Annotated in this window: 18 protein-coding genes; 11 read left to right on the forward strand and 7 right to left on the reverse strand. The window is 70.9% G+C overall.

Annotated elements, in window-relative coordinates:
- Nucleotides 1–103 precede the first annotated feature (103 nt).
- Nucleotides 104–769 carry a PadR family transcriptional regulator gene (locus FVS66_RS19590; protein WP_149182479.1) on the reverse strand — a complete coding sequence of 222 codons (666 nt, stop codon included), beginning with the start codon at nucleotides 767–769 and terminating at the stop codon, nucleotides 104–106.
- 96 nt (nucleotides 770–865) lie between these two features.
- Complete coding sequence (locus FVS66_RS19595) at nucleotides 866–1,270, reverse strand: hypothetical protein (protein WP_149182480.1); 405 nt, start codon at nucleotides 1,268–1,270, stop codon at nucleotides 866–868.
- Here FVS66_RS19595 and FVS66_RS19600 point away from each other — a divergent pair.
- Nucleotides 1,257–1,577, forward strand: a complete 321-nt coding sequence (locus tag FVS66_RS19600) for a hypothetical protein (protein ID WP_149182481.1) — start codon at nucleotides 1,257–1,259, stop codon at nucleotides 1,575–1,577. The two genes, FVS66_RS19595 and FVS66_RS19600, sit on opposite strands and share 14 nt — an antisense overlap.
- 125 nt (nucleotides 1,578–1,702) lie before the next feature.
- On the opposite strand, the gene FVS66_RS19605 is transcribed toward FVS66_RS19600, so the two are convergent.
- Nucleotides 1,703–3,412 carry a protein kinase domain-containing protein gene (locus FVS66_RS19605; RefSeq protein ID WP_149182482.1) on the reverse strand — a complete coding sequence of 570 codons (1,710 nt, stop codon included), beginning with the start codon at nucleotides 3,410–3,412 and terminating at the stop codon, nucleotides 1,703–1,705.
- A 312-nt stretch (nucleotides 3,413–3,724) separates the two neighbouring features.
- Between FVS66_RS19605 and FVS66_RS19610 the strand changes: the two genes are divergently transcribed.
- Nucleotides 3,725–5,464: a protein kinase domain-containing protein gene (locus tag FVS66_RS19610; protein ID WP_149182483.1), complete on the forward strand. Its 1,740-nt coding sequence runs from the start codon at nucleotides 3,725–3,727 to the stop codon at nucleotides 5,462–5,464.
- Nucleotides 5,465–5,488: 24 nt separating this feature from the next.
- Here FVS66_RS19610 and FVS66_RS19615 read toward each other — a convergent pair whose 3' ends face one another.
- Nucleotides 5,489–6,574: a phosphotransferase gene (locus tag FVS66_RS19615; RefSeq protein ID WP_149182484.1), complete on the reverse strand. Its 1,086-nt coding sequence runs from the start codon at nucleotides 6,572–6,574 to the stop codon at nucleotides 5,489–5,491.
- A gap of 425 nt (nucleotides 6,575–6,999) precedes the next feature.
- On the opposite strand from FVS66_RS19615, the gene pdhA reads away from it, so the two are divergent.
- Genes pdhA through FVS66_RS19630 form a run of 3 tightly spaced genes read left to right on the forward strand, consistent with a single transcriptional unit; the run spans nucleotide 7,000 to nucleotide 10,632 of the window.
- Entirely contained in the window at nucleotides 7,000–8,184 is a 1,185-nt protein-coding gene (gene pdhA, locus FVS66_RS19620) for a pyruvate dehydrogenase (acetyl-transferring) E1 component subunit alpha (protein WP_149182485.1), read from the forward strand.
- 2 nt (nucleotides 8,185–8,186) lie between these two features.
- Entirely contained in the window at nucleotides 8,187–9,167 is a 981-nt protein-coding gene (locus FVS66_RS19625; RefSeq protein WP_149182486.1) for an alpha-ketoacid dehydrogenase subunit beta, read from the forward strand.
- A gap of 31 nt (nucleotides 9,168–9,198) precedes the next feature.
- Entirely contained in the window at nucleotides 9,199–10,632 is a 1,434-nt protein-coding gene (locus tag FVS66_RS19630; protein WP_149182501.1) for a dihydrolipoamide acetyltransferase family protein, read from the forward strand.
- Here the strand turns inward: FVS66_RS19630 and FVS66_RS19635 are convergent.
- Complete coding sequence (locus FVS66_RS19635; RefSeq protein ID WP_149182487.1) at nucleotides 10,619–10,942, reverse strand: helix-turn-helix domain-containing protein; 324 nt, start codon at nucleotides 10,940–10,942, stop codon at nucleotides 10,619–10,621. The genes FVS66_RS19630 and FVS66_RS19635 overlap by 14 nt on opposite strands.
- A gap of 312 nt (nucleotides 10,943–11,254) precedes the next feature.
- Here FVS66_RS19635 and FVS66_RS19640 point away from each other — a divergent pair, with 312 nt between their 5' ends.
- The 3 genes from FVS66_RS19640 (at nucleotide 11,255) to FVS66_RS19650 (ending at nucleotide 13,698) form a co-directional block, all read left to right on the forward strand.
- Nucleotides 11,255–11,653, forward strand: a complete 399-nt coding sequence (locus tag FVS66_RS19640) for a hypothetical protein (RefSeq protein WP_149182488.1) — start codon at nucleotides 11,255–11,257, stop codon at nucleotides 11,651–11,653.
- 78 nt (nucleotides 11,654–11,731) lie between these two features.
- Nucleotides 11,732–12,385: a GntR family transcriptional regulator gene (locus tag FVS66_RS19645; RefSeq protein WP_149182489.1), complete on the forward strand. Its 654-nt coding sequence runs from the start codon at nucleotides 11,732–11,734 to the stop codon at nucleotides 12,383–12,385.
- The gene (locus FVS66_RS19650) at nucleotides 12,382–13,698 is read left to right on the forward strand and encodes an MFS transporter (RefSeq protein ID WP_149182490.1); all 1,317 of its coding nucleotides are present in this window, start codon (nucleotides 12,382–12,384) and stop codon (nucleotides 13,696–13,698) included. The genes FVS66_RS19645 and FVS66_RS19650 overlap by 4 nt, the downstream gene beginning before the upstream one ends.
- 60 nt (nucleotides 13,699–13,758) lie before the next feature.
- Here FVS66_RS19650 and FVS66_RS19655 read toward each other — a convergent pair whose 3' ends face one another.
- The gene (locus tag FVS66_RS19655; protein WP_149182491.1) at nucleotides 13,759–14,583 is read right to left on the reverse strand and encodes a maleylpyruvate isomerase family mycothiol-dependent enzyme; all 825 of its coding nucleotides are present in this window, start codon (nucleotides 14,581–14,583) and stop codon (nucleotides 13,759–13,761) included.
- Nucleotides 14,584–14,753: 170 nt separating this feature from the next.
- Between FVS66_RS19655 and FVS66_RS19660 the strand changes: the two genes are divergently transcribed.
- From FVS66_RS19660 to FVS66_RS19665, 3 genes are all read left to right on the forward strand, one after another.
- A complete protein-coding gene (locus tag FVS66_RS19660) occupies nucleotides 14,754–15,548 on the forward strand; it encodes a carbon-nitrogen family hydrolase (protein ID WP_149182492.1) in 795 nt (264 codons plus the stop codon).
- A 150-nt stretch (nucleotides 15,549–15,698) separates the two neighbouring features.
- Complete coding sequence (locus FVS66_RS35125) at nucleotides 15,699–15,839, forward strand: hypothetical protein (RefSeq protein ID WP_187645600.1); 141 nt, start codon at nucleotides 15,699–15,701, stop codon at nucleotides 15,837–15,839.
- Nucleotides 15,840–15,881: 42 nt separating this feature from the next.
- Complete coding sequence (locus tag FVS66_RS19665) at nucleotides 15,882–17,432, forward strand: recombinase family protein (protein ID WP_149182493.1); 1,551 nt, start codon at nucleotides 15,882–15,884, stop codon at nucleotides 17,430–17,432.
- A gap of 638 nt (nucleotides 17,433–18,070) precedes the next feature.
- Here the strand turns inward: FVS66_RS19665 and FVS66_RS19675 are convergent.
- Complete coding sequence (locus FVS66_RS19675) at nucleotides 18,071–19,294, reverse strand: ISAs1 family transposase (RefSeq protein WP_149181103.1); 1,224 nt, start codon at nucleotides 19,292–19,294, stop codon at nucleotides 18,071–18,073.
- Nucleotides 19,295–19,402 lie beyond the last annotated feature (108 nt).

Below are 19,402 nucleotides of genomic sequence, written 5' to 3' on the forward strand. Positions count from 1 at the left end.
ATGGTGGTGGTGTCGTACGGCCCGCGGCAGGCCCGCGGCATGCGTGCGGCATGCGTGCGGCACGCCCGTGGCGGGTCCGGTGGCCGGTCCGCGGCCGTACGGGTCAGCGGTCCGGAGAGCGGGTCAGACCTCCGGCCCTTTCGCCGACTTGTTCGTCGGCCTGTTCGTCGACCGGTGAGGCCGCCGGCGGCGTCACACGCGGGGGTGCGGCCTGCCGGGCGGTCGCCGCCGAGAGGCGGATCAGGCGGGCCTCGCAGTGGTCGAGCCAGCGTGCCTCGGCCTCGGTCTGGAAGATCAGCTGTTCCAGCACGAGGAGCCACGCCACGTCGTCGCGTTCCTGCGACGCCGCGTTCTCCAGGGCGGCGAGCGCCTGGGCCTTGAGGCGCGTGTAGTCCTGCATCGCCTTGACCGTGTGGCGGCGCTGGGCCTGGATCACGGCTCGGATGTCGACGCCCGGCGCGCCGACGGCCATCGCGAGCTTGATGGAGAGCTCGTCCCGGGCCGGGCTGGTGCGGTCGACGGGCCGCTCGAACCAGGTGCGGAGCTCGTCGCGGCCCACGTCGGTGATGGCGTAGAGGGCGTGGCCCGCGCCGTCCTCACCGTCCTGCGCGACCATGTCGTCCCGCTCCAGTCGGCTCAGGGTCGTGTAGACCTGGCCGACGTTGAGCGGCCACGTGGACCCGGTACGGGACTCGAACTCCGTGCGGAGCTGTGAGCCGTAGCGCGGGCCGCTTTCGAGGAGGGCGAGAAGCCCGTGGCGGATCGACATACTCAGTATGTATACCGAGTATGCCGACGCGGGCAACCGACTGGAGAGTGACCCTGGACGTCCCTCTTGAGGGGGATGTGACGGGTGGTGCGTGGGTCAGCGGCGGATCCGGACGCCGAGGAAGCCGATACCGAGGCCCACCAGGGCGAGCCCGACGCCCAGCGTCAGTACGGGAATCCGCCGGTCGGCTCCGGTCTCGGCGGTCCGCGCGCCCGGCTCGTACGCGGCGGCGGAGGGACTGCGGTGCGGACGGACGGCCGCCGGCGAGTCCTCCTCGGGTACCGCCTCCCGCGCCGTGCCCTCGCCGTCGGAGTGGTCGGGGGGCGTTGCGGTTCTGGTACGTGCGGAGCCGGACGGCGCGGCCGAGGCAGACGGTGGCGGTGAGGCCGACGGTGGCCGTGAGGCCGACGGGGCCGGCGGCGGCAGCTGGGTCCGCCCGGGCCGCGGCCGTCCCGCCCCGGCAGGCCGGCCGGCCAGCGACGGCCGCGTGGCCTTGGTCACCGGCTGCGACGCGGAGGACGACGCCACGGGCGAGGACGAGGCCGAGGACGAGGACGAGGGGGAGACACTCATGCCGGGCGTGGCCGAGACGCCCGGGGCCCTGCCGACCCCGGTGGACGGCTCCGGGGGTCGGCTCGACTCCTGGCCGACGCTCGGCTGGGGGGACCCGGTCGCCGCCGCCTGTGCGACGGGCGTGCAGTGGAGCCATGCCGCCAGCAGCGCGGCCGAAAGCGCCGGCGTCAAGGACGCGAGGGCGGCCGGGCGTCGTACGCCGCGCCGCGAACCGAGTGGTGGAGTCACCGCGTGACCCTCTCCTGTGAGCAGCGAGGTGTTCCGCTCACCGTTGCACGGGCGGGGGTGCCACGCACCCGGAGACGACGCCACGCGTCGCCCGGAAAGGTGAGGGAAACGTCCGCCGCCGCGGTCTGCTCGCTACTGGCCCGGGTAGCCCGTCGCGACCGTCAGCTCGAAGGTCTGGTTGCCCGGCTCCACCGCCGTGCCCTCCCGCGGGAACTGCTGGATGACCTGGTCCTCGGCGTACAGGGGGTCGTCGACCTCCTTGATCTGGTACTTCCAGCCCGCGGCCTGGATGCACTCCTTCACGGAGATGACGTCCTTGTAGATGAAGCTGGGAGCGCTGACCTTCGCCGTGTCGTTGGTGTCCTCCCGAGCGTCGGAGCACTCCGTCGTCTTCATCGTCCGGAAGCGCTCCGGCGGCTTGTGGCCCTGCGCCGCCTCGGACACCGTGGCGCTGGCCGTGCCGCCGCCCTCATAGGTGCTCGGGTCGTCCTCCTCATTGAGGGCGAGCGCCGTGATGACGCCGCCGACGGCGATCAGGGCGACCACTATCGCGCCCACGATCAACGGCATGTTCCGCCGACCGCCACCGCCGGCACCGCCTCCCCCGACACCGCCGTACGGGCCGGGGCCCGGCGCCGGGGTCTGGTAGACGGGCGCCGGGGTCGGGGCGGCCGCCTGGTGCGGGTAGCCGTACGCCGCCGGAGCCGGAGTCGGAGGCGGAGTGTGAGCCGGAGTGTGAGCCGGGCCCGGCGCCGGGGTGGGAGCGGGCGTCGGAGGGCCGTACGGGCCGGGCGTCGGGGCAGGGGCCTGGTACGGGGTCTGGACGCCGTGCGTGCCCGGGCCCGGGTTCGACTGGTCGAGCGGCGGGAACACCGCCGAGCCGACGCCCGCGCCGCTGGTGGGCGGGGTGCCCGGCACGATCACCGGTGCGCCGGTCTGGCCGGCGGACAGGACGCGCAGGCACTCGTCGCGCATGGCGGCGGCGCTGGGGAAGCGCTCGTTCGGGTTCTTCTTCAGCGCCCGGGCGACCAGCGCGTCCATCGCCGGCGTCACCGAACGGTTGATGGAGGACGGCGCGACCGGCTCCTCCTGGACGTGTGCGTACGCGATGGCCAGCGGCGAGTCAGCGTCGAAGGGGATGCGGCCGGTCAGCAGCTGGAACAGCATGATGCCGACCGAGTACAGGTCGGACCGCGCGTCCACCCCGCGCCCCAGCGCCTGCTCCGGCGACAGGTACTGCGGCGTGCCGACCACCATGCCGGTCTGCGTCATCGACGTGACGCCCGACTGCATGGCGCGCGCGATGCCGAAGTCCATGACCTTGACCACGCCGCGCTTGGTCATCATCACGTTGCCCGGCTTGATGTCGCGGTGGACCAGGCCCATCTCGTGGCTGGTCTCCAGTGCGGCCAGCACGTCGGCCGTCACCTTCAGGGCCCGGTCGGCCGGCATCGCGCCGTACTGCTGGACGTCCGCCGCGAGCGCCGAGCCGAGCGGCTGGCCCTCCACGTACTCCATGACGATGTACGGCATGACGCCGCCGTCGCCCATCGAGGGGTCGCTGAAGGTGACCGTGTCCTCGCCGGTGTCGAACACCGACACGATGTTGGTGTGCTGGAGCTTGGCGACGGCCTGCGCCTCGCGCCGGAACCGCTCTCGGAACGACTGTTCCCGGCCGAGTTCCGAGTGGAGCGTCTTGATGGCGACCTGACGGTCCAGCGCGCTGTCGTAGGCGAGATACACCGAGGCCATGCCGCCCTCGCCGAGCAGGTCGCGCAGCTGGTACCGGCCGTTCGCCACGGAACCGCCCGCATAGCGGCCCTGTGCGCCGTCCTGGCTCATCGTGCTTCCCCCTACGCGCGCACGTGCCCGCGGTGATCCGGATTTACGGGCCAAGTCTGCCCCAGGCCACCGACACGTCAAGCCAGGTGCCCGTTCCGTGACCGTACGCACAAGAAGCGTCTCGTAAGCGTTACGCGCCCGGGACGGGATTTGCACGGGTGTACGCGGAACCGATTGGATGGCCGGTCCATCCCGAACCGGCGCGTCCCGCGGAGGCTGTAGCGTGACGTGGCGAAGCACCCCTTAAGAGACTGCGGCACACCGCTCGCGGGCACAGCGCGCGCACAGCGGACGGAAATGACGGCGAGGACGATGGCACCCGGATCCGAAGCAGGTGGCGGCGGCGTGTCGGATGACGGAGCGTCGGGGCGCGGCGACGCCGTCGAGTTCGGTGTCGGCGGCCTGGTCGGCGACGGCCGTTACCGGCTGACGCACCGTCTCGGCCGCGGCGGTATGGCGGAGGTCTTCGCGGCCGAGGACGTGCGGCTCGGCCGCACCGTGGCCGTGAAGCTGCTCCGCGCCGACCTCGCCGAGGACCCCGTCTCGAAGGCCCGTTTCACGCGCGAGGCCCAGTCCGTCGCGGGCCTCAACCACCACGCGATCGTGGCGGTGTACGACTCCGGCGAGGACGAGGTCAACGGCCAGGCCGTGCCGTACATCGTCATGGAGCTGGTCGAGGGCCGCACCATCCGCGATCTGCTGATCAGCGCCGACGCCCCGCCGCCCGAGCAGGCCCTGATCATCGTGTCCGGCGTCCTGGAGGCGCTGGCGTACTCGCACCAGCACGGCATCGTGCACCGCGACATCAAGCCCGCGAACGTCATCATCACCAACAGCGGCGCGGTGAAGGTGATGGACTTCGGCATCGCCCGCGCCCTGCACGGGGCGTCGACGACGATGACGCAGACCGGCATGGTCATGGGCACGCCGCAGTACCTCTCCCCCGAGCAGGCGCTGGGCAAGGCCGTCGACCACCGCTCCGACCTGTACGCCACGGGCTGCCTGCTGTACGAACTGCTGGCCCTGCGCCCCCCGTTCGTCGGCGAGACCCCGCTGTCCGTGGTCTACCAGCACGTCCAGGACATGCCGGTGCCGCCGTCCGAGGTCGCCGAGGTGGCCCCTCCCGAGCTGGACGGGCTCGCCATGCGGGCGCTCGCCAAGGACCCGGACGACCGGTTCCAGAGCGCGGAGGAGATGCGCGGGCTCATCCAGTACGGGCTGCGCATGCTCCAGGAGCAGGGCAGCGGCGCGGGCACCTGGAGCACCGGCCCGATCGGTCCGCACGACGGCGGTCACACCCCGCACGGCGGCGTCGCCACGACCGCGGTCATGGGCGCCCCCATGGGGCCGGGGCCGGGTATGGGACCCGCGACACCGGGCCACCCGGGCCACCCGGTCCACGCCGGCCGCCCGCCGCACGGCGACACCCCGCAGGGCTCCATGCTGCCGCCGATGAACCCCGACGACGGCGCGTACACCGGGGCGTACGGCGGCCATGGCGGTGGCGGGCGCGGCAAGGTGTTCCTGTTCGTCGCGTTCGCGCTGATCGCGATCATGGCGGGTGTCGCGTACGCGATCAAGGCGGGCGACACGTCCTCCGGTACGGGTACGACGCCGAGCACCTCACCGACGCAGTCCGTCTCGCCCAGCACCACCCCCTCTCCGTCCGCGTCGCGGTCCGAGGAGGAGGAGCAGCCCGAGACGTCGAGCGGCGGCGGCGGCTGGGACACGCCTTCGTGGACCCCCCGGTCCCCCACGTACAGCCAGAACCCGTCCCCGTCCGTGAGCGACTCGGACGACGCGGGCACGACCGACGGCGGCGCCGACGAGGGCACGACCGAGGGCTCCACCGACGGCAACACCAACCAGGGCACCGACGAGGGCACGACGGACGGCACCACCAGCGACGGCACCACCAACCAGGGCACGACCGACGGCGGCACCGGCTCGACCGACGGCAGCAGCGGCGACAGCACCGGAACCACCACCTCCGGTCAGCAGGCCGGTACCACGCAGGGCACCACCACCACCGGCTCCACCACCGGGGGCTGAGCCTGCCCGCAGGAGAGGGAGCGCTCAGTCCGCGAAGGCGTCGCACACCGCCTCGTACTCGCGGGTCCACCACACCGCCAGGGCCGACGCCGCGGGAAACTGCGGGTCGGCCCTGCTGTCGTGCAGCTGGTAGCGCCACCGCAGTATCCAGAAGTCGTTGAGCCGTTCCCACCACACCCGGTGCACCGCCGCAGCCAGCTCCGCCGCGTCCGCCCCCGCCGTCCGGCGGTACGCGCGCGCGTAGGCCCGGACCTTCGCCAGGTCCAGCCGCCCCGTCGGCTGTACGTAGAAGATCATCGCGGCCCGGACCGCCTCCTCCGCCCGCGGCTGCACCCCCAGCCGGTCCCAGTCGACGATCGCGGCCGGCTCCGCGCCCCGGTACAGCAGGTTCAGCGGGTGGAAGTCGCCGTGCACCCAGCCGCCCGCGCCGGGCGCCGCCGCGGCCGGGCGCCGGTGCGCGTGCTCGGCCAGCAGCCGCCGCCGCTCCACCAGCCGGTGCTCGGCCAGCTCGTCGAAGGCGACCCTGCGCCGCCGCGCCCTGGCCAGCGCCAGCAGCTCGTCGATCAACCGGAACGTGTCCTCCGGGTCGGCGCTCCCGTACTCCCGCGCCCCCGTCCGGGCGCTCATCGACCCCATGACCCGCTCCAGGCATGTGTGGACGAAGCCGAGCAGCGCGCCGAGCCGACGGGACCCGCCCGCTGTGAGCTGGGCGCCGTCCCGGTGGCGTCCCTCGACCCACGGGTGCAGGGCGTAGCAGTGGTCGCCGAGGAGCGCGACCGTACGCCCCTCGGCGTCCGGCAGCGGTGGCGCGACCGGGACGCCCAGGTCGTGCAGGCGCTGCGTGGCCCGGTGCTGGCGGATGATCGTCGCCCGGTCGGACGTGGGGGCGTCCAGGTGCTGTTTCAGGAAGTACGTGCCGTGCGTGGTGGTGAGCCGATAGCCGCGGTTGAGGAGCCCCTGGGTGACCGGTACGCAGGAGAGCGGCTCGCCGTACGGCGGGTAACGGCGCAGCAGCGCGCTCACGGGAGGGGCGGGCGGGGCGGAGCGGCGGGGACGGGGGACCGAGAGGGCGAGGGCGGCGGGCGCAGCCGTTACAGATGAGCGCGGCACTCGACAGATGTTAGATCACTATCAGATGACCCGCGTCGCGCCCTTTTCCGCTGACTCTTCCCGTGCCCGGGGTGCGCGGGATAACGTGCCGGTGTTCCGGCGGCCTGCAAGGCTGTTACCAGTGCGTTATCAGAGCCGCGTCAGCGGTGTGACCAGGCGTTGGCCCCGAATTTCTCGATTTACTTGGAAATCCAAGCAAAATCGCAGGTCAAATGGGGTTTCGCAGGAATGCGGCGCACTGGGTAACGTGCCTATGACAGGGTGCTCGCCGGGGCACCTGTCACGCCTGTTCCCGGCCGAGCGCACCCACCCCGTGCACCCGTACGGAATCCAGGCGAGCCGCTCCCCCAAGCTCTAAAGGAGCACGGGGGAACCCCAGGCTTCCCGGCGGACCCCGGGGGCCGGACAGACGGAGGAGCACGCACGTGACCGTGGAAGGCACTGCCGCGCGCAAGCCGCGACGCAGCAGCGGCACCAGCACCGGCACCGTCGGTGCCAAGCGCGCCGCGCGCGCGAAGAAGCCGCAGAGTTCCAACTCCGAGCCGCCGCTCGTACAGCTGCTGACGCCCGAGGGCGAGCGCGTTCAGCACCCCGAGTACGACGTCGACCTGAGCCCAGAGGAGCTGCGCGGTCTGTACCGCGACATGCTCATGACCCGGCGTTTCGACGCTGAGGCCACCGCGCTCCAGCGTCAGGGCGAGCTGGGCCTGTGGGCCTCGCTGCTCGGTCAGGAAGCCGCCCAGATCGGCTCCGGCCGTGCCCTGCGCGACGACGACTACGTCTTCCCGACCTACCGTGAGCACGGCGTCGCCTGGTGCCGCGGGGTCGACCCGACGAATCTGCTCGGCATGTTCCGTGGGGTGAACCACGGTGGATGGGACCCCAACAGCAACAACTTCCACCTGTACACGATCGTCATCGGCTCGCAGACCCTGCACGCCACCGGCTACGCCATGGGCGTGGCCAAGGACGGGGCGGACTCGGCGGTCATCGCGTACTTCGGCGACGGCGCGTCCAGCCAGGGTGACGTGGCGGAGTCGTTCACGTTCTCGGCCGTGTACAACGCGCCGGTGGTGTTCTTCTGCCAGAACAACCAGTGGGCGATCAGCGAGCCCACCGAGAGGCAGACGCGCGTGCCGCTGTACCAGCGCGCGCAGGGCTACGGCTTCCCGGGCGTCCGCGTGGACGGCAACGACGTGCTGGCCTGTCTGGCAGTGACCCGCTGGGCGCTGGAGCGGGCCCGTCGCGGTGAGGGCCCGACGCTCGTGGAGGCGTTCACCTACCGGATGGGCGCGCACACCACGTCGGACGACCCGACCCGCTACCGCCACGACGACGAGCGGGCCGCCTGGGAGGCGAAGGACCCGATCCTGCGGCTGCGCCGCTACCTGGAGGCCCAGGGCCACGCCGACGCGGCCTGGTTCGACGGGCTGGAGGCGGAGAGCGAGGCGCTGGGCAAGCGGGTCCGTGAGGCCGTGCGCGCCATGCCGGACCCCGATGACCTGGCGATCTTCGAGAATGTGTACGCCGACGGGCACGCGCTCGTCGACGAGGAGCGCGCGCAGTTCGCCGCGTACCAGGCGTCGTTCGCGGATGGCGAGGTCAAGTGATCATGGCTGTGCAGAAGCTTCCCCTGGCGAAGGCGCTCAACGAGTCGCTCCGCAAGGCCCTGGAGACCGACCCCAAGGTCGTGATCATGGGTGAGGACGTCGGCAAGCTCGGTGGTGTGTTCCGGGTGACCGACGGTCTGCAGAAGGACTTCGGTGAGGACCGGGTGATCGACACCCCGCTCGCCGAGTCGGGCATCGTCGGCACGGCGATCGGGCTGGCCCTGCGCGGGTACCGGCCGGTGGTGGAGATCCAGTTCGACGGGTTCGTCTTCCCCGCGTACGACCAGATCGTCACGCAGCTGGCGAAGATGCACGCGCGGGCGCTCGGCAAGATCAAGCTGCCGGTCGTCATCCGTATCCCGTACGGCGGCGGCATCGGCGCCGTGGAGCACCACAGCGAGTCGCCCGAGGCGCTGTTCGCGCATGTCGCGGGCCTGAAGGTGGTGTCGCCCTCCACGTCGTCGGACGCGTACTGGATGCTCCAGCAGGCCATCCAGAGCGACGACCCGGTGATCTTCTTCGAGCCGAAGCGGCGCTACTGGGACAAGGGCGAGGTCGACGCGGACGCCATCCCCGGCGAGCTCCACAAGGCGACCACCGCGCGTGTGGGCACGGATCTGACGCTGGTGGCCTACGGGCCGATGGTGAAGGTGTGCATGGAGGCCGCGGCGGCCGCCGCGGAGGAGGGCAAGTCGATCGAGGTCGTCGACCTCAGGTCGATCTCCCCGGTCGACTTCGACACCGTCCAGGCGTCGGTCGAGAAGACCGGCCGGCTCGTCGTGGTCCACGAGGCGCCGGTGTTCCTCGGTTCGGGCGCGGAGATCGCCGCCCGGATCACCGAGCGGTGCTTCTACCACCTCGAGGCCCCCGTGCTGCGGGTCGGCGGCTACCACGCGCCTTATCCGCCGGCCAGGCTCGAGGAGGAGTACCTGCCGGGTCTGGACCGGGTGCTCGACGCCGTCGACCGCGCGCTGGCGTACTGAGGAGGACACCCCTGTGATCCGCGAGTTCAAGATGCCGGACGTCGGTGAGGGCCTCACCGAGGCAGAGATCCTCAAGTGGTACGTCCAGCCCGGCGACACCGTCACCGACGGCCAGGTCGTCTGCGAGGTCGAGACGGCGAAGGCGGCCGTGGAGCTGCCCATCCCCTTCGACGGGGTCGTGCACGAGCTGCGCTACCCGGAGGGCGAGACCGTCGACGTCGGCCAGGTGATCATCTCCGTGAACGTGGCGCCGGGCGGCGCCGCGCCCGCGCCGGAGGCCGCCGCCCCGGAGGCCCCGGTGCGGGAGGAGCCCGCCGCGGCGCCCGCTCCCGCCCCGGCCGCCGAGGAGGAGGCCGAGCCACAGGGCCGCCAGCCGGTTCTCGTCGGCTACGGCGTGGCCGCGTCGTCCACCAAGCGCCGCCCGCGCAAGCAGGCCACGGCCACCGGCCCCGCCCCGGCCGCACAGGCGGCGGTCCAGGGCGAGCTGAACGGCCACGCCCCCGCGCCCGCCGCCCCCACGCCGCAGGCCCGCCCGCTGGCCAAGCCGCCGGTGCGGAAGCTGGCCAAGGACCTGGGCGTCGACCTGGCCACGGTGACCCCGACCGGCCCGGACGGGATCATCACGCGCGAGGACGTCCACAAGGCGGCCGCCCCCGCACAGGCACCGCGGGCCGTACCGGCCCAGGCGCCCACCCCGCCCACCGCCGCGGAGCCTCCGGCAGCCACGCCGGCGCCCCCGGTGGCGGAGCCCGTCGCGGCCGGTGCCCGGGAGACCCGTATCCCGATCAAGGGCGTACGGAAGGCCACGGCGCAGGCCATGGTCGGGTCGGCGTTCACGGCGCCGCACGTCACCGAGTTCGTCACGGTCGACGTCACCCGCACCATGAAGCTCGTCGAGGAGCTGAAGACGGACAAGGACATGGCGGGGCTGCGGGTCAATCCGCTGCTGCTGATCGCCAAGGCCCTGCTCGTCGCGATCAAGCGAAACCCGGAGGTCAACGCCTCCTGGGACGAGGCCGCCCAGGAGATCGTGGTCAAGCACTACGTCAACCTGGGTATCGCCGCCGCCACCCCGCGCGGCCTGATCGTGCCGAACGTCAAGGACGCCCACGCCAAGACCCTCCCGGAACTGGCGTCGGCACTCGGCGAACTGGTCTCCACCGCGCGCGAAGGGAAGACGACACCCGCGGCCATGCAGGGCGGCACGGTGACCATCACCAACGTCGGCGTCTTCGGCGTCGACACCGGCACGCCGATCCTCAACCCCGGCGAGTCCGCGATCCTCGCGGTCGGCGCGATCAAGCTCCAGCCGTGGGTCCACAAGGGCAAGGTCAAGCCGCGGCAGGTCACCACACTGGCCCTGTCGTTCGACCACCGCCTCGTCGACGGCGAGCTGGGCTCCAAGGTGCTCGCCGACGTCGCGGCCGTCCTGGAACGCCCGAAGCGGCTCATCACCTGGGCCTGACGGGTCTCTCGGCCCAGGTCCGCCGGGGGCCCGGACGCGCCGTCGCGTCCGGGCCCTTCGTCCTGTCCGTCCGGCCCGCTTTGGCAGTCCGTCCGGAGTGGCCCAGCCGGCCAGGAGCCCGCATGCCCAGGCGCAGCCCGAGCGTGAAGCCGAGTGCGAAGCGGCTGGAGCAGCCGTGCTCCAGCATCAGATCCTGTACGCGGCGCTGGACGGTGCGCTTGCTGAGTGCCAGTTCGCGTGAGATGCGGTCGTCGCTCCAGCCCCGCACCAGCAGTTCGACGATCTGCCGACGTTCCGATGCGTCCTGCATCGTGTCCCCCTCCCTGGTTAACGAGTAACCCGGCCCCCTGAGGTCGCTGTCCGTAGCAGCACACCCACGGTAACCCTGCCGTCCGACGGAATCCCAGCCGAATCCCCGGGCGACCGCGCCCTGAACGGAAAGGTGGCGGGAAGGCGACACATCCACCCGGACTCCCTTCTGCGCGCGGTGTTTTGGCGGCTAGCTTCCAAGGTGCAAGGCGGTTCCACCCGGACCATCCCGCACGGTGAACGGTTGATGGAGGAGAGCACCTTGAAGCTTCGTTACGCAGCCGCGGTCGCTGCCGCAGGAGCTGCGGCCGTCATGAGCACATCACTTCCGGCTCAGGCGGCCGGACAGGGCGGAGGCGCCCAGGAGGCCAAGCCGGCGGGCGTCAGCACGCTGGCGGACTACACCCACTGCCGGACCGTCTACACGAACGGCACCAAGGCGGGCACCGGCTGCTTCAAGTCGTACGGCGACAAGTTCCTCATGGACGACCACAAGGGCGACGGGTACCGCGTCATCGCCCAGTGGTACACGGATTACGGCCGCTCCGGGGAGTGCCACTGGGCCGGCGGCGCGTCCGCGGGCTGGGGCGAGTGCAACTACAACATGAGGGAGAGCGGCAACCTCAAGTTCCGCGTCGTCCTGCGCAACGGCGCGACCGGCGCCAACGAGGCGACCGGGTCCTGGAGTGGCTGGCTGCCCATCGGCGGCTGAGCGGCCACGGTTCACAGGGCCTGTCCGCATCGCGGACGGGCCCTGCTGTTGCACCCCTCTTGTATCTATGCTGTGCACATGCCAGCGTCCGCCCCTCCGCAGCCCGCCGCCGAACGCGTCTACGCCCACGTCAAGGAAGCAGTCCTGGACCGCCGCTACGAAGGCGGCACCCTCCTCACCGAGGGCGAGCTGGCGCAGGCCGTCGGGGTGTCCCGCACGCCCGTGCGCGAGGCGCTGCTCAAGCTGGAGATGGAAGGGCTGCTGAAGCTCTACCCGAAGAAGGGCGCCCTCGTCCTGGCCGTCTCCGCCCAGGAGATCGCGGACGTGGTGGAGACCCGGCTGCTGGTCGAGGACTTCGCCGTACGCAAGGCCGCCGCGCCGCTGCCTGCGCACCTCGTCGAGCGGCTCGAGGAACTGCTGGACGAACAGCGGCGCCACGCGCGCGAAGGGGACCTGCGGGCGGTCGCCGTGTCGGACCGCTGCTTCCACGCCGAGATCGTCCGCCACGCCGGCAACCAGATCCTGTCGAAGTTGTACGACCAGCTGCGGGACCGTCAGCTTCGCATGGGCGTCGCCGTCATGGAGGCGCACCCCGACCGCATCGCGAAGAACATCACCGAGCACGCGGAGATCCTGGCCGCCCTGCGCGACGGCGACACCGACCGGGCGGCCCGCTGTGTGCACGCCCATGTGAGCCGCGTGAAGGTGCTGGTCCGGGGTGAGGACCGGTGAGCCCGCCCGCCGCCTCCCCCTCCACCCACCTCGCGCCATCGGACCCACCGGGCGGCCGCCGCGCCGCGCTGGTGTGGGGCGTCGGCGTCTCCGTGTACCTTGTCGCCGTCGTCTTCCGTACGTCCCTGGGCGTGGCCGGGCTCGACGCCGCCGACCGCTTCCACGTCAACGCGTCCGCCCTGTCCGCCTTCTCCATACTCCAGCTGCTGGTCTACGCCGGCATGCAGATACCCGTCGGCCTGATGGTCGACCGGCTCGGGACACGGAAGGTCCTGACCCTGGGCATCGTGCTGTTCACGGCGGGCCAGCTGGCCTTCGCGCTGTCCCCCTCGTACGGCATGGCGCTGGCCGCCCGCGCGCTCCTCGGCTGCGGCGACGCGATGACCTTCATCTCGGTGCTGCGGCTGGGCAGCCGATGGTTCCCGGCGCGGCGCGGGCCGATGATCGCCCAGGTCGCCGCGCTCTTCGGCGTCCTCGGCAACCTCATGTCGACGATCCTGCTGTCCCGGCTGCTGGACGGGCTCGGCTGGACCGCGACCTTCGCGGGCAGCGCGGCGGCCGGTGCCGTCGTCCTGGCCCTCGTCCTGGCCTTCCTGAAGGACCACCCCGAAGGGTACGAGCCGGCGCCCGTCCCGAAGGCGGGTGTGGCGTACATAAGGCGCCAGATCGCCGCGGCGTGGCGGGAGCCCGGGACACGGCTGGGCATGTGGGTGCACTTCACGACGCAGTTCCCCGCCATGGTGTTCCTGCTGCTGTGGGGGATGCCGTTCCTGGTCGAGGCACAGGGCATGTCGCGGGGGCGAGCGGGTGAGCTGCTGACAGTGGTGGTGCTCTCCAACATGGTGGTGGGCCTGGTGTACGGCCAGATCATCGCCCGGCACCACACAGCGCGCGCACCACTGGCGCTCGGCACCGTGGGGGCGACGGCTCTCATGTGGGCGGCCACCCTCGCGTACCCGGCCGACCGGGCACCGATGTGGCTGCTGGTGACCCTGTGCCTCGTCCTGGGCGCGTGTGGACCCGCCTCGATGATCGGCTTCGACTTCGCCCGGCCCGCCAATCCGCCCGAGCGGCAGGGCACCGCGTCCGGCATCGTCAACATCGGCGGGTTCACCGCCTCGATGACGACCCTGCTGGCGATCGGCGTCCTGCTGGACGCGACCGGGGACGACTACCGCATCGCGTTCTTGTCGGTCTTCGTCCTCCAGGCGCTGGGTGTCGCCCAGATCCTGCGGCTGCGCGGCCGTACGGCCAGGCTGGAGCGGGAGCGGCTGGTGGCCAGCCGCGTGGAGGCGGTGCACGTACCGGTGTGACGGCGCGTCACGCCACCGGGCGTGTACGACCGCCACGCGCGCGGAGTGCCCCGCCCTCCGCTACGGCGTGACCGCGAAGTTGGCGAGGATCACGGCTGCCAGGTCCTCGTCGCCCTCGACCTTGATGCGGTCCGCGACCGCGGCCGGCTTCACGCGCCCGCAGGCGAGGCGTACGTATGTCTCCCAGTCCAGCGCGAACGTCACCGCAGGCCCCAGCGACGGCGCCCCGTCGACCGTGCCACGGCCGTCGGCGTCGACGCGGACCGTACGCATGAACTCCACCGGGCCGCTCACGTCGAAGACGACCGCCGTGTGCGGCGGCGCGCCCGCGTCCTTGGCGATGACCTTGGGGAGGACGGTGAGGAGGTTGTCGCGGGCGACGAGCGCGCCCGGAGAGTCGAGGTTGCCCGGCTTGTTGAGCGCGACGCGCAGGTCCTGCTCGTGCACCCAGACGTCGAAGGCCCGCATGCGGTAGGCCACTTCGAGGCTCTGCTCGGCGCCCAGCGGGGCACGTACCAGGGTGTCGGGGGAGCGGCTCTCGTTGCGCAGCATGCGGGCGCGGCGGATCAGGATGTACTCCAGCTCGGAGGTCATCTCCGGCGCGGTGTGGTGGCGCCGCACATCGACCTGCATCTCCATGTAGCGGGAGAAGTCACTCTGTACGTGGTACAGATCGCGCGGCAGCGAGTGAATCGGCCGCGGGTCGCCCAGCATCTCGCACTCCATGCCGATCACATGGGAGACGATGTCCCGGACCGACCAGCCGGGACACGGTGTGGCGCGGTTCCACTCGCCCTCGGGGAGCGGCTGCACCAGCTCGGCTATCGCTTCGATGGAGTGGGTCCAGGCGTCGGCGTAAGTCTGGAGGCTGGGATGGACGGTCACGGGACCCCTCGTGCGGCTTGGTACGCGGGCTGGGTGCTGTGGCAACTGCCGGGGGTCCGGGGGCGGTCCCCCGGAAGAGAACAGTACGCTCCCGGCAGGCACCTCGGCAGTGCTTTCGTGTGACGATCGTAGGCCCGTATTGACGGCTTCAACGCCAGGACGGTGGTAGTGTGCGCGCCTCTCTGCTCCAGATCGCGGTCAACCCGGACGAAACGGTCGATGCGCGTCGGCGCCGGGCGGCCGCGCTCGTATGCGAACAGGCGGGGGCGGACCTGGTGGTCCTGCCGGAGCTGTGGACGGTGGGTGCGTTCGCGTACGAGTCCTTCGCGGCGGAGGCCGAGCCGCTGGAGGGGCCGACGTGCCGGGTGATGGCGGAGGCGGCTGCCGAGGCACGCGTGTGGTTGCACGCCGGGTCCATTGTGGAACGCGCCCCCGAGGGGCTGTACAACACGTCGCTGGTGTTCTCCCCGTCCGGTGAGCTGGTCCGTACGTACCGGAAGATCCACCGGTTCGGGTTCGACCAGGGGGAGGCCGTGCTGATGTCGGCGGGGGACGAGCTGGTGACGGTGCCGTGCCCCGAACTGCCCTTCGGCCTGGCGACCTGCTACGACCTGCGGTTCCCCGAGCTGTTCCGGGGGCTCGTGGACGCTGGCGCGCGGGCTTTCGTCGTCCCGGCGGGGTGGCCGGCGCGGCGCCGTGAGCACTGGACGCTGCTGGCGCGGGCGCGGGCGGTGGAGAACCAGGCGTACATGCTGGCGTGCGGGACCGCCGGGACGCACGCGGGAGTGGAGCAGGCGGGCCACAGCGTCGTCGTGGACCCGTGGGGTGAGGTGCTGGCGGAGGCCGGGCGCGGGGAGGAGGTCCTGGCGGTGGACCTCGACCCCGCGAAGGTCGCCACGACCCGGGAGCAGTTCCCGGCCCTCAAGGACCGGGTCCTGGGCGTCACGGCGCCCAAGCGCGCGTAGGGCCCGCCGCGTCCACGGGGCCCCTACGCGCGCGTAGTGCCGGACCGCCGGGCCGGGTGCCGGGTCGGCCGGGCGCCGGGCGGTCGGCCGGTCGGGCATCGCGGTCGGGCGCCGCGTTCGGGGCTCATCCAGGGATGGCACCCTTGACGCATGAACGCTGCCTCTCCCGCCCCGCGCCGTGCCCGTGTCCGTGCCCCAGAGCTGATCGGCAAGGGGGGCTGGATCAACACCGGCGGGAAGGACCTGAAGCTCGCCGACTTCCGAGGTCGCATATTGATCCTCGATTTTTGAAAATAGACAACAGAGCACCGAACTCTTCGCCACACTGAGTGTGTGCACCAAGACACGATCTGTGATCTCTACCTCCGCCTGTCCCTCGACCGGGACGGCAAGACCGCAATCGAACGGCAGGAAGCCGACTGCCGTGCCTGGGCCGAGCGCAACGGACTGACCGTCCGCAAGGTCCACATAGACAGAGGGCGCTCCGGTTACAAGACCGTTGAGCGCAAAGGCTTCGACGCCGCGTTGGCGGCTGTCACGGCGGGCGTCGTCGGCACGCTGATCGTCTGGAAGCTGGACCGTCTGTCCCGCAAGGGGATCGGCCAGGTGGGCAAGGTGCTGGACGACATCGAGAAGGCCGGCGGCCGTCTCGTCTCAGTCGTGGACGGCCTCGATACCTCGAACGACTCGGCGCGCATGGTCGTCGCGATGCTCGCTGAGCTCGCCCGGTCCGAGTCGAAGAATCTCGGCACGCGTGTCGGACACGCGAAGCGCTACCTCCGCAGCAAGGGTCAGTGGATCGGCGGACAGCCTCCGTACGGGCTGCTCATCGACCCGAAGACCAAGAAGCTCGTTCACGACCAGGAGCACGCCGTCTACGCCCGGCTGATCGCAGATGAGGCGCTCGCCGGAACATCGTTGGTCAAGATCGCCCGACTCCTCAACGAGTACGAGATCCTCTCGCCCCGGGGCGGGCAGTGGAACGCGGCCAGCATCATGCAGCTCCTGCGTTCCCCTGCGCTCGCCGGCCTGATGCCGGAGACCGAAAGCGTCGAGACGGATGACGGCGAGCGGAAGTACACAGGCAGGGTCTTCCCGTACCGCGATCCCGAGACGCTGGACACCGTCGAGATCGGCGAGGGGATCATCACGGTCGGAGAGCGTGAACAGATCATCCGCACGCTGGAATCCAGGACCTTCGTGCACGCAGGAAAGCGGCGGCCGAAGCCCGAGGGGACGGCGCTGCTCACAGGACTCGTCTACTGCGCGGTTCCTGGCTGCGGTCGCCGGATGCACCGTGTGGGCGGCAGCTACCAGTGCATGGCTCGCCGTGCGGGCAACCAGTGCATCGGAGCGTCGGCGCTGGCTGAGGCTGTTGACCAGTACGTGACGGAACAGTTCCTCACCAAGCTACCGGCGCTCGAACCGGATGATCCGCTGCTTGTCGCAATCGCGGATCGCTGGGTGCACCGCGTGGACCCGGAGACCTTCGCGAAACGTGATGCGCTTACTGCCGAGATCCAGGATGAGGAAGCCCGCCTCGCCGATCTGGAGGACGCGCGATACGTGCGCGGTGAGTTCCGTGGCGCCGCAGCCGTGGAGCGCTACAACCGGCTTGCAGAGCGCCTGAGAGGGCGCATCGAGGGGCTTCGCACCGATCTCCGAAAGCTTCCCATGCCGTCCGTGGACGTATCACCGATGCTTGACGGCCTCACCCTGCGTGAGGCGTGGGCTGACGCGACGAACGAAGACCGGCGAGGTCGGTTGTCACTTGCCATAGACCGGGTTGAGGTGAGCAAGGGGGTGCGTGGTCAGCGGATCATCCCCGAGCGGCGCATCCAGATCCATTGGGCGAAGCTGGCGGGCACTGACACCGCCGCCTGAGCACCCGGGAAAGCCCCCGCCAGCAGCGGACAGGCGTGACGAAGTGACGGAATGACGCTCCTGCCCGGTTACCCCTTATAGAAGTGTTGTTGTTTCTATGAGTGGATCAGAAGTAATCGTCATTCCGTCACTTCGTCACTCGGATGTGCGAAGTTCAGACGAAGCCCTCGCAGCGGCCCCGGCCCCAGCTCGGAAACCGCGCCCTGGGTGTGACGCCTTTTTGTGGGCCGTATGGGCCTTGGCCTGGGAATGCGTGCCACTAGAGGTTCGAGAACGGCCTAGTTAACGCCCCTCTAGGCCCGCTGAAGGTCCTGTGAAACCGCTCGGCGGGCACTTCAACATCCCCGAGCCCCCACGCTCGCCACCCTCACCGGGGCGGCAGGTGCGGGGGCTTTCTTGCATCCCGAGTCAGTTCAACCAGCTTGTCCGAAGGCCCTCTTGCACAGCCCAGCCGCAAGGGTGAAGCTCGTGCACGCTGGTGCAACCCACTCGACGGCGGGAGCGACCATGACCCTAAAGTTCCTCGGCATCATTCCGAACACGCCGACTGACGAGTCTCCGACGATCTGGCTCCACGAGGAGACCGGCGATCTTCTGATTCAGTCGTACAAAGCGACTGAGGCAGGTGTGATGCGTGCTCAGCCCGTGAGACCGAGTTCGCGTAGAGCGTCGGCCGGGTGGTTGCGGTAGTGGTCGTGTGCGGCGGCGTTGTTCTTCCATCCGGCGAGGTGGGCGAGGCTGATCGCCAGGCTGCGGAAGGTGGCGAGGGCTCGGGGCAGACTGCCGGTGCGGGCCCGACAGGCGTCCTCTCCGAAGGTCACGTCTCTGATGAAGTGCTGGGATTCGATGGCCCATTGGTCTCTCACGCAGCGGGCGAGGATGGCCGCGTCGGCGGTCTGGACAGGTGCGGTGGTGATGCCGAGTTCGGCGTCCGCGTGGGTCTTTCCGTCGCCCCGGCCGGTGGTGTACCGCTCCACCAGCAGGGCATGGGTGGCGTGCGGGAAGTTGACCTGGCCGTCTTCCAGTGCCTGGACGCGGACGATGCGGGTCTCGTGGCGGCCGCTGTTGGTCTCCTCGGTACGGACCATGCTGATCTGCGGGTTCGTGGTCTCGTCCCAGTCGAGCGCGTCGAGCCGGGCGAACAGGGCGGCGCGGTTCTCCTTGACCGGGAAGAGTCCGAAGGCGCCGCGTCGGTGCAGGTAGCGGGCGTGATCGGCCACCGTGTGCAGGGCGTCGGCGGTCACGATCGCCCCGGTGATGTCGGCGATCAGGTCGAGGGCGGCGGTGAAGTGCACGGTCTCGTGGGGCTTGTGGCGCATCTCGCGCTGGGCGAGCATCACGCCGGGATCGACCTGGTAGACGCCGAGCAGGTGAAGCTGCAGGCCGTCGGCGTCGCGGGCGCCGCGAACCGTCTTGCCGTCCGCGGCCAGCTGCAGCAGGGGCGGATCTCCCGCGATTCCGGCCAGCGGGTCGGCGGCGTGGGTCTGTACGAAGGTGCCGACGGCCGCATCGAGTGCGTCGGCGTCGATCCGGGCAAGGGTGCGGGTGAGCGTGGTGGCCACCGGCAACTGCGCCGGATCACCGTCGGGGACTTCGAGTGCGGCCAGGATGCCGGCGCCCTGACCGTTCGCCCAGCGGATCACACCGCGCACCGAGCGCGCCCCGCACAGCAGGGCGCAGGCCACCAGGCCGAGCAGCATCGGGAGGGGGTGCGTGACCAGGTGCACAGAACGCGGGTCGGGCACGGCGTCGACCGCCTCCAGGAGCGAGGGGAGTTTCGCGGGCGTGCACAACTCCCCGACCCCGACGCCGAGTTGATCGGCGAGTTGACGAGAGGTGGGCAGGGTCGGGCAGGATGGCATACGGGCGCGGCCTTCACGATCTTGCGAGTGGAATCACATGATCATGACGGGCCGCGCCCTTCGACGTTCCCCTGCCCCCGTCCAAGATCCGAGCACGCATCACGCCTG

Origin of the sequence: Streptomyces sp. TRM49041 (assembly GCF_008271805.1) — a bacterium.
Taxonomy (GTDB): Bacteria; Actinomycetota; Actinomycetes; order Streptomycetales; family Streptomycetaceae; genus Streptomyces.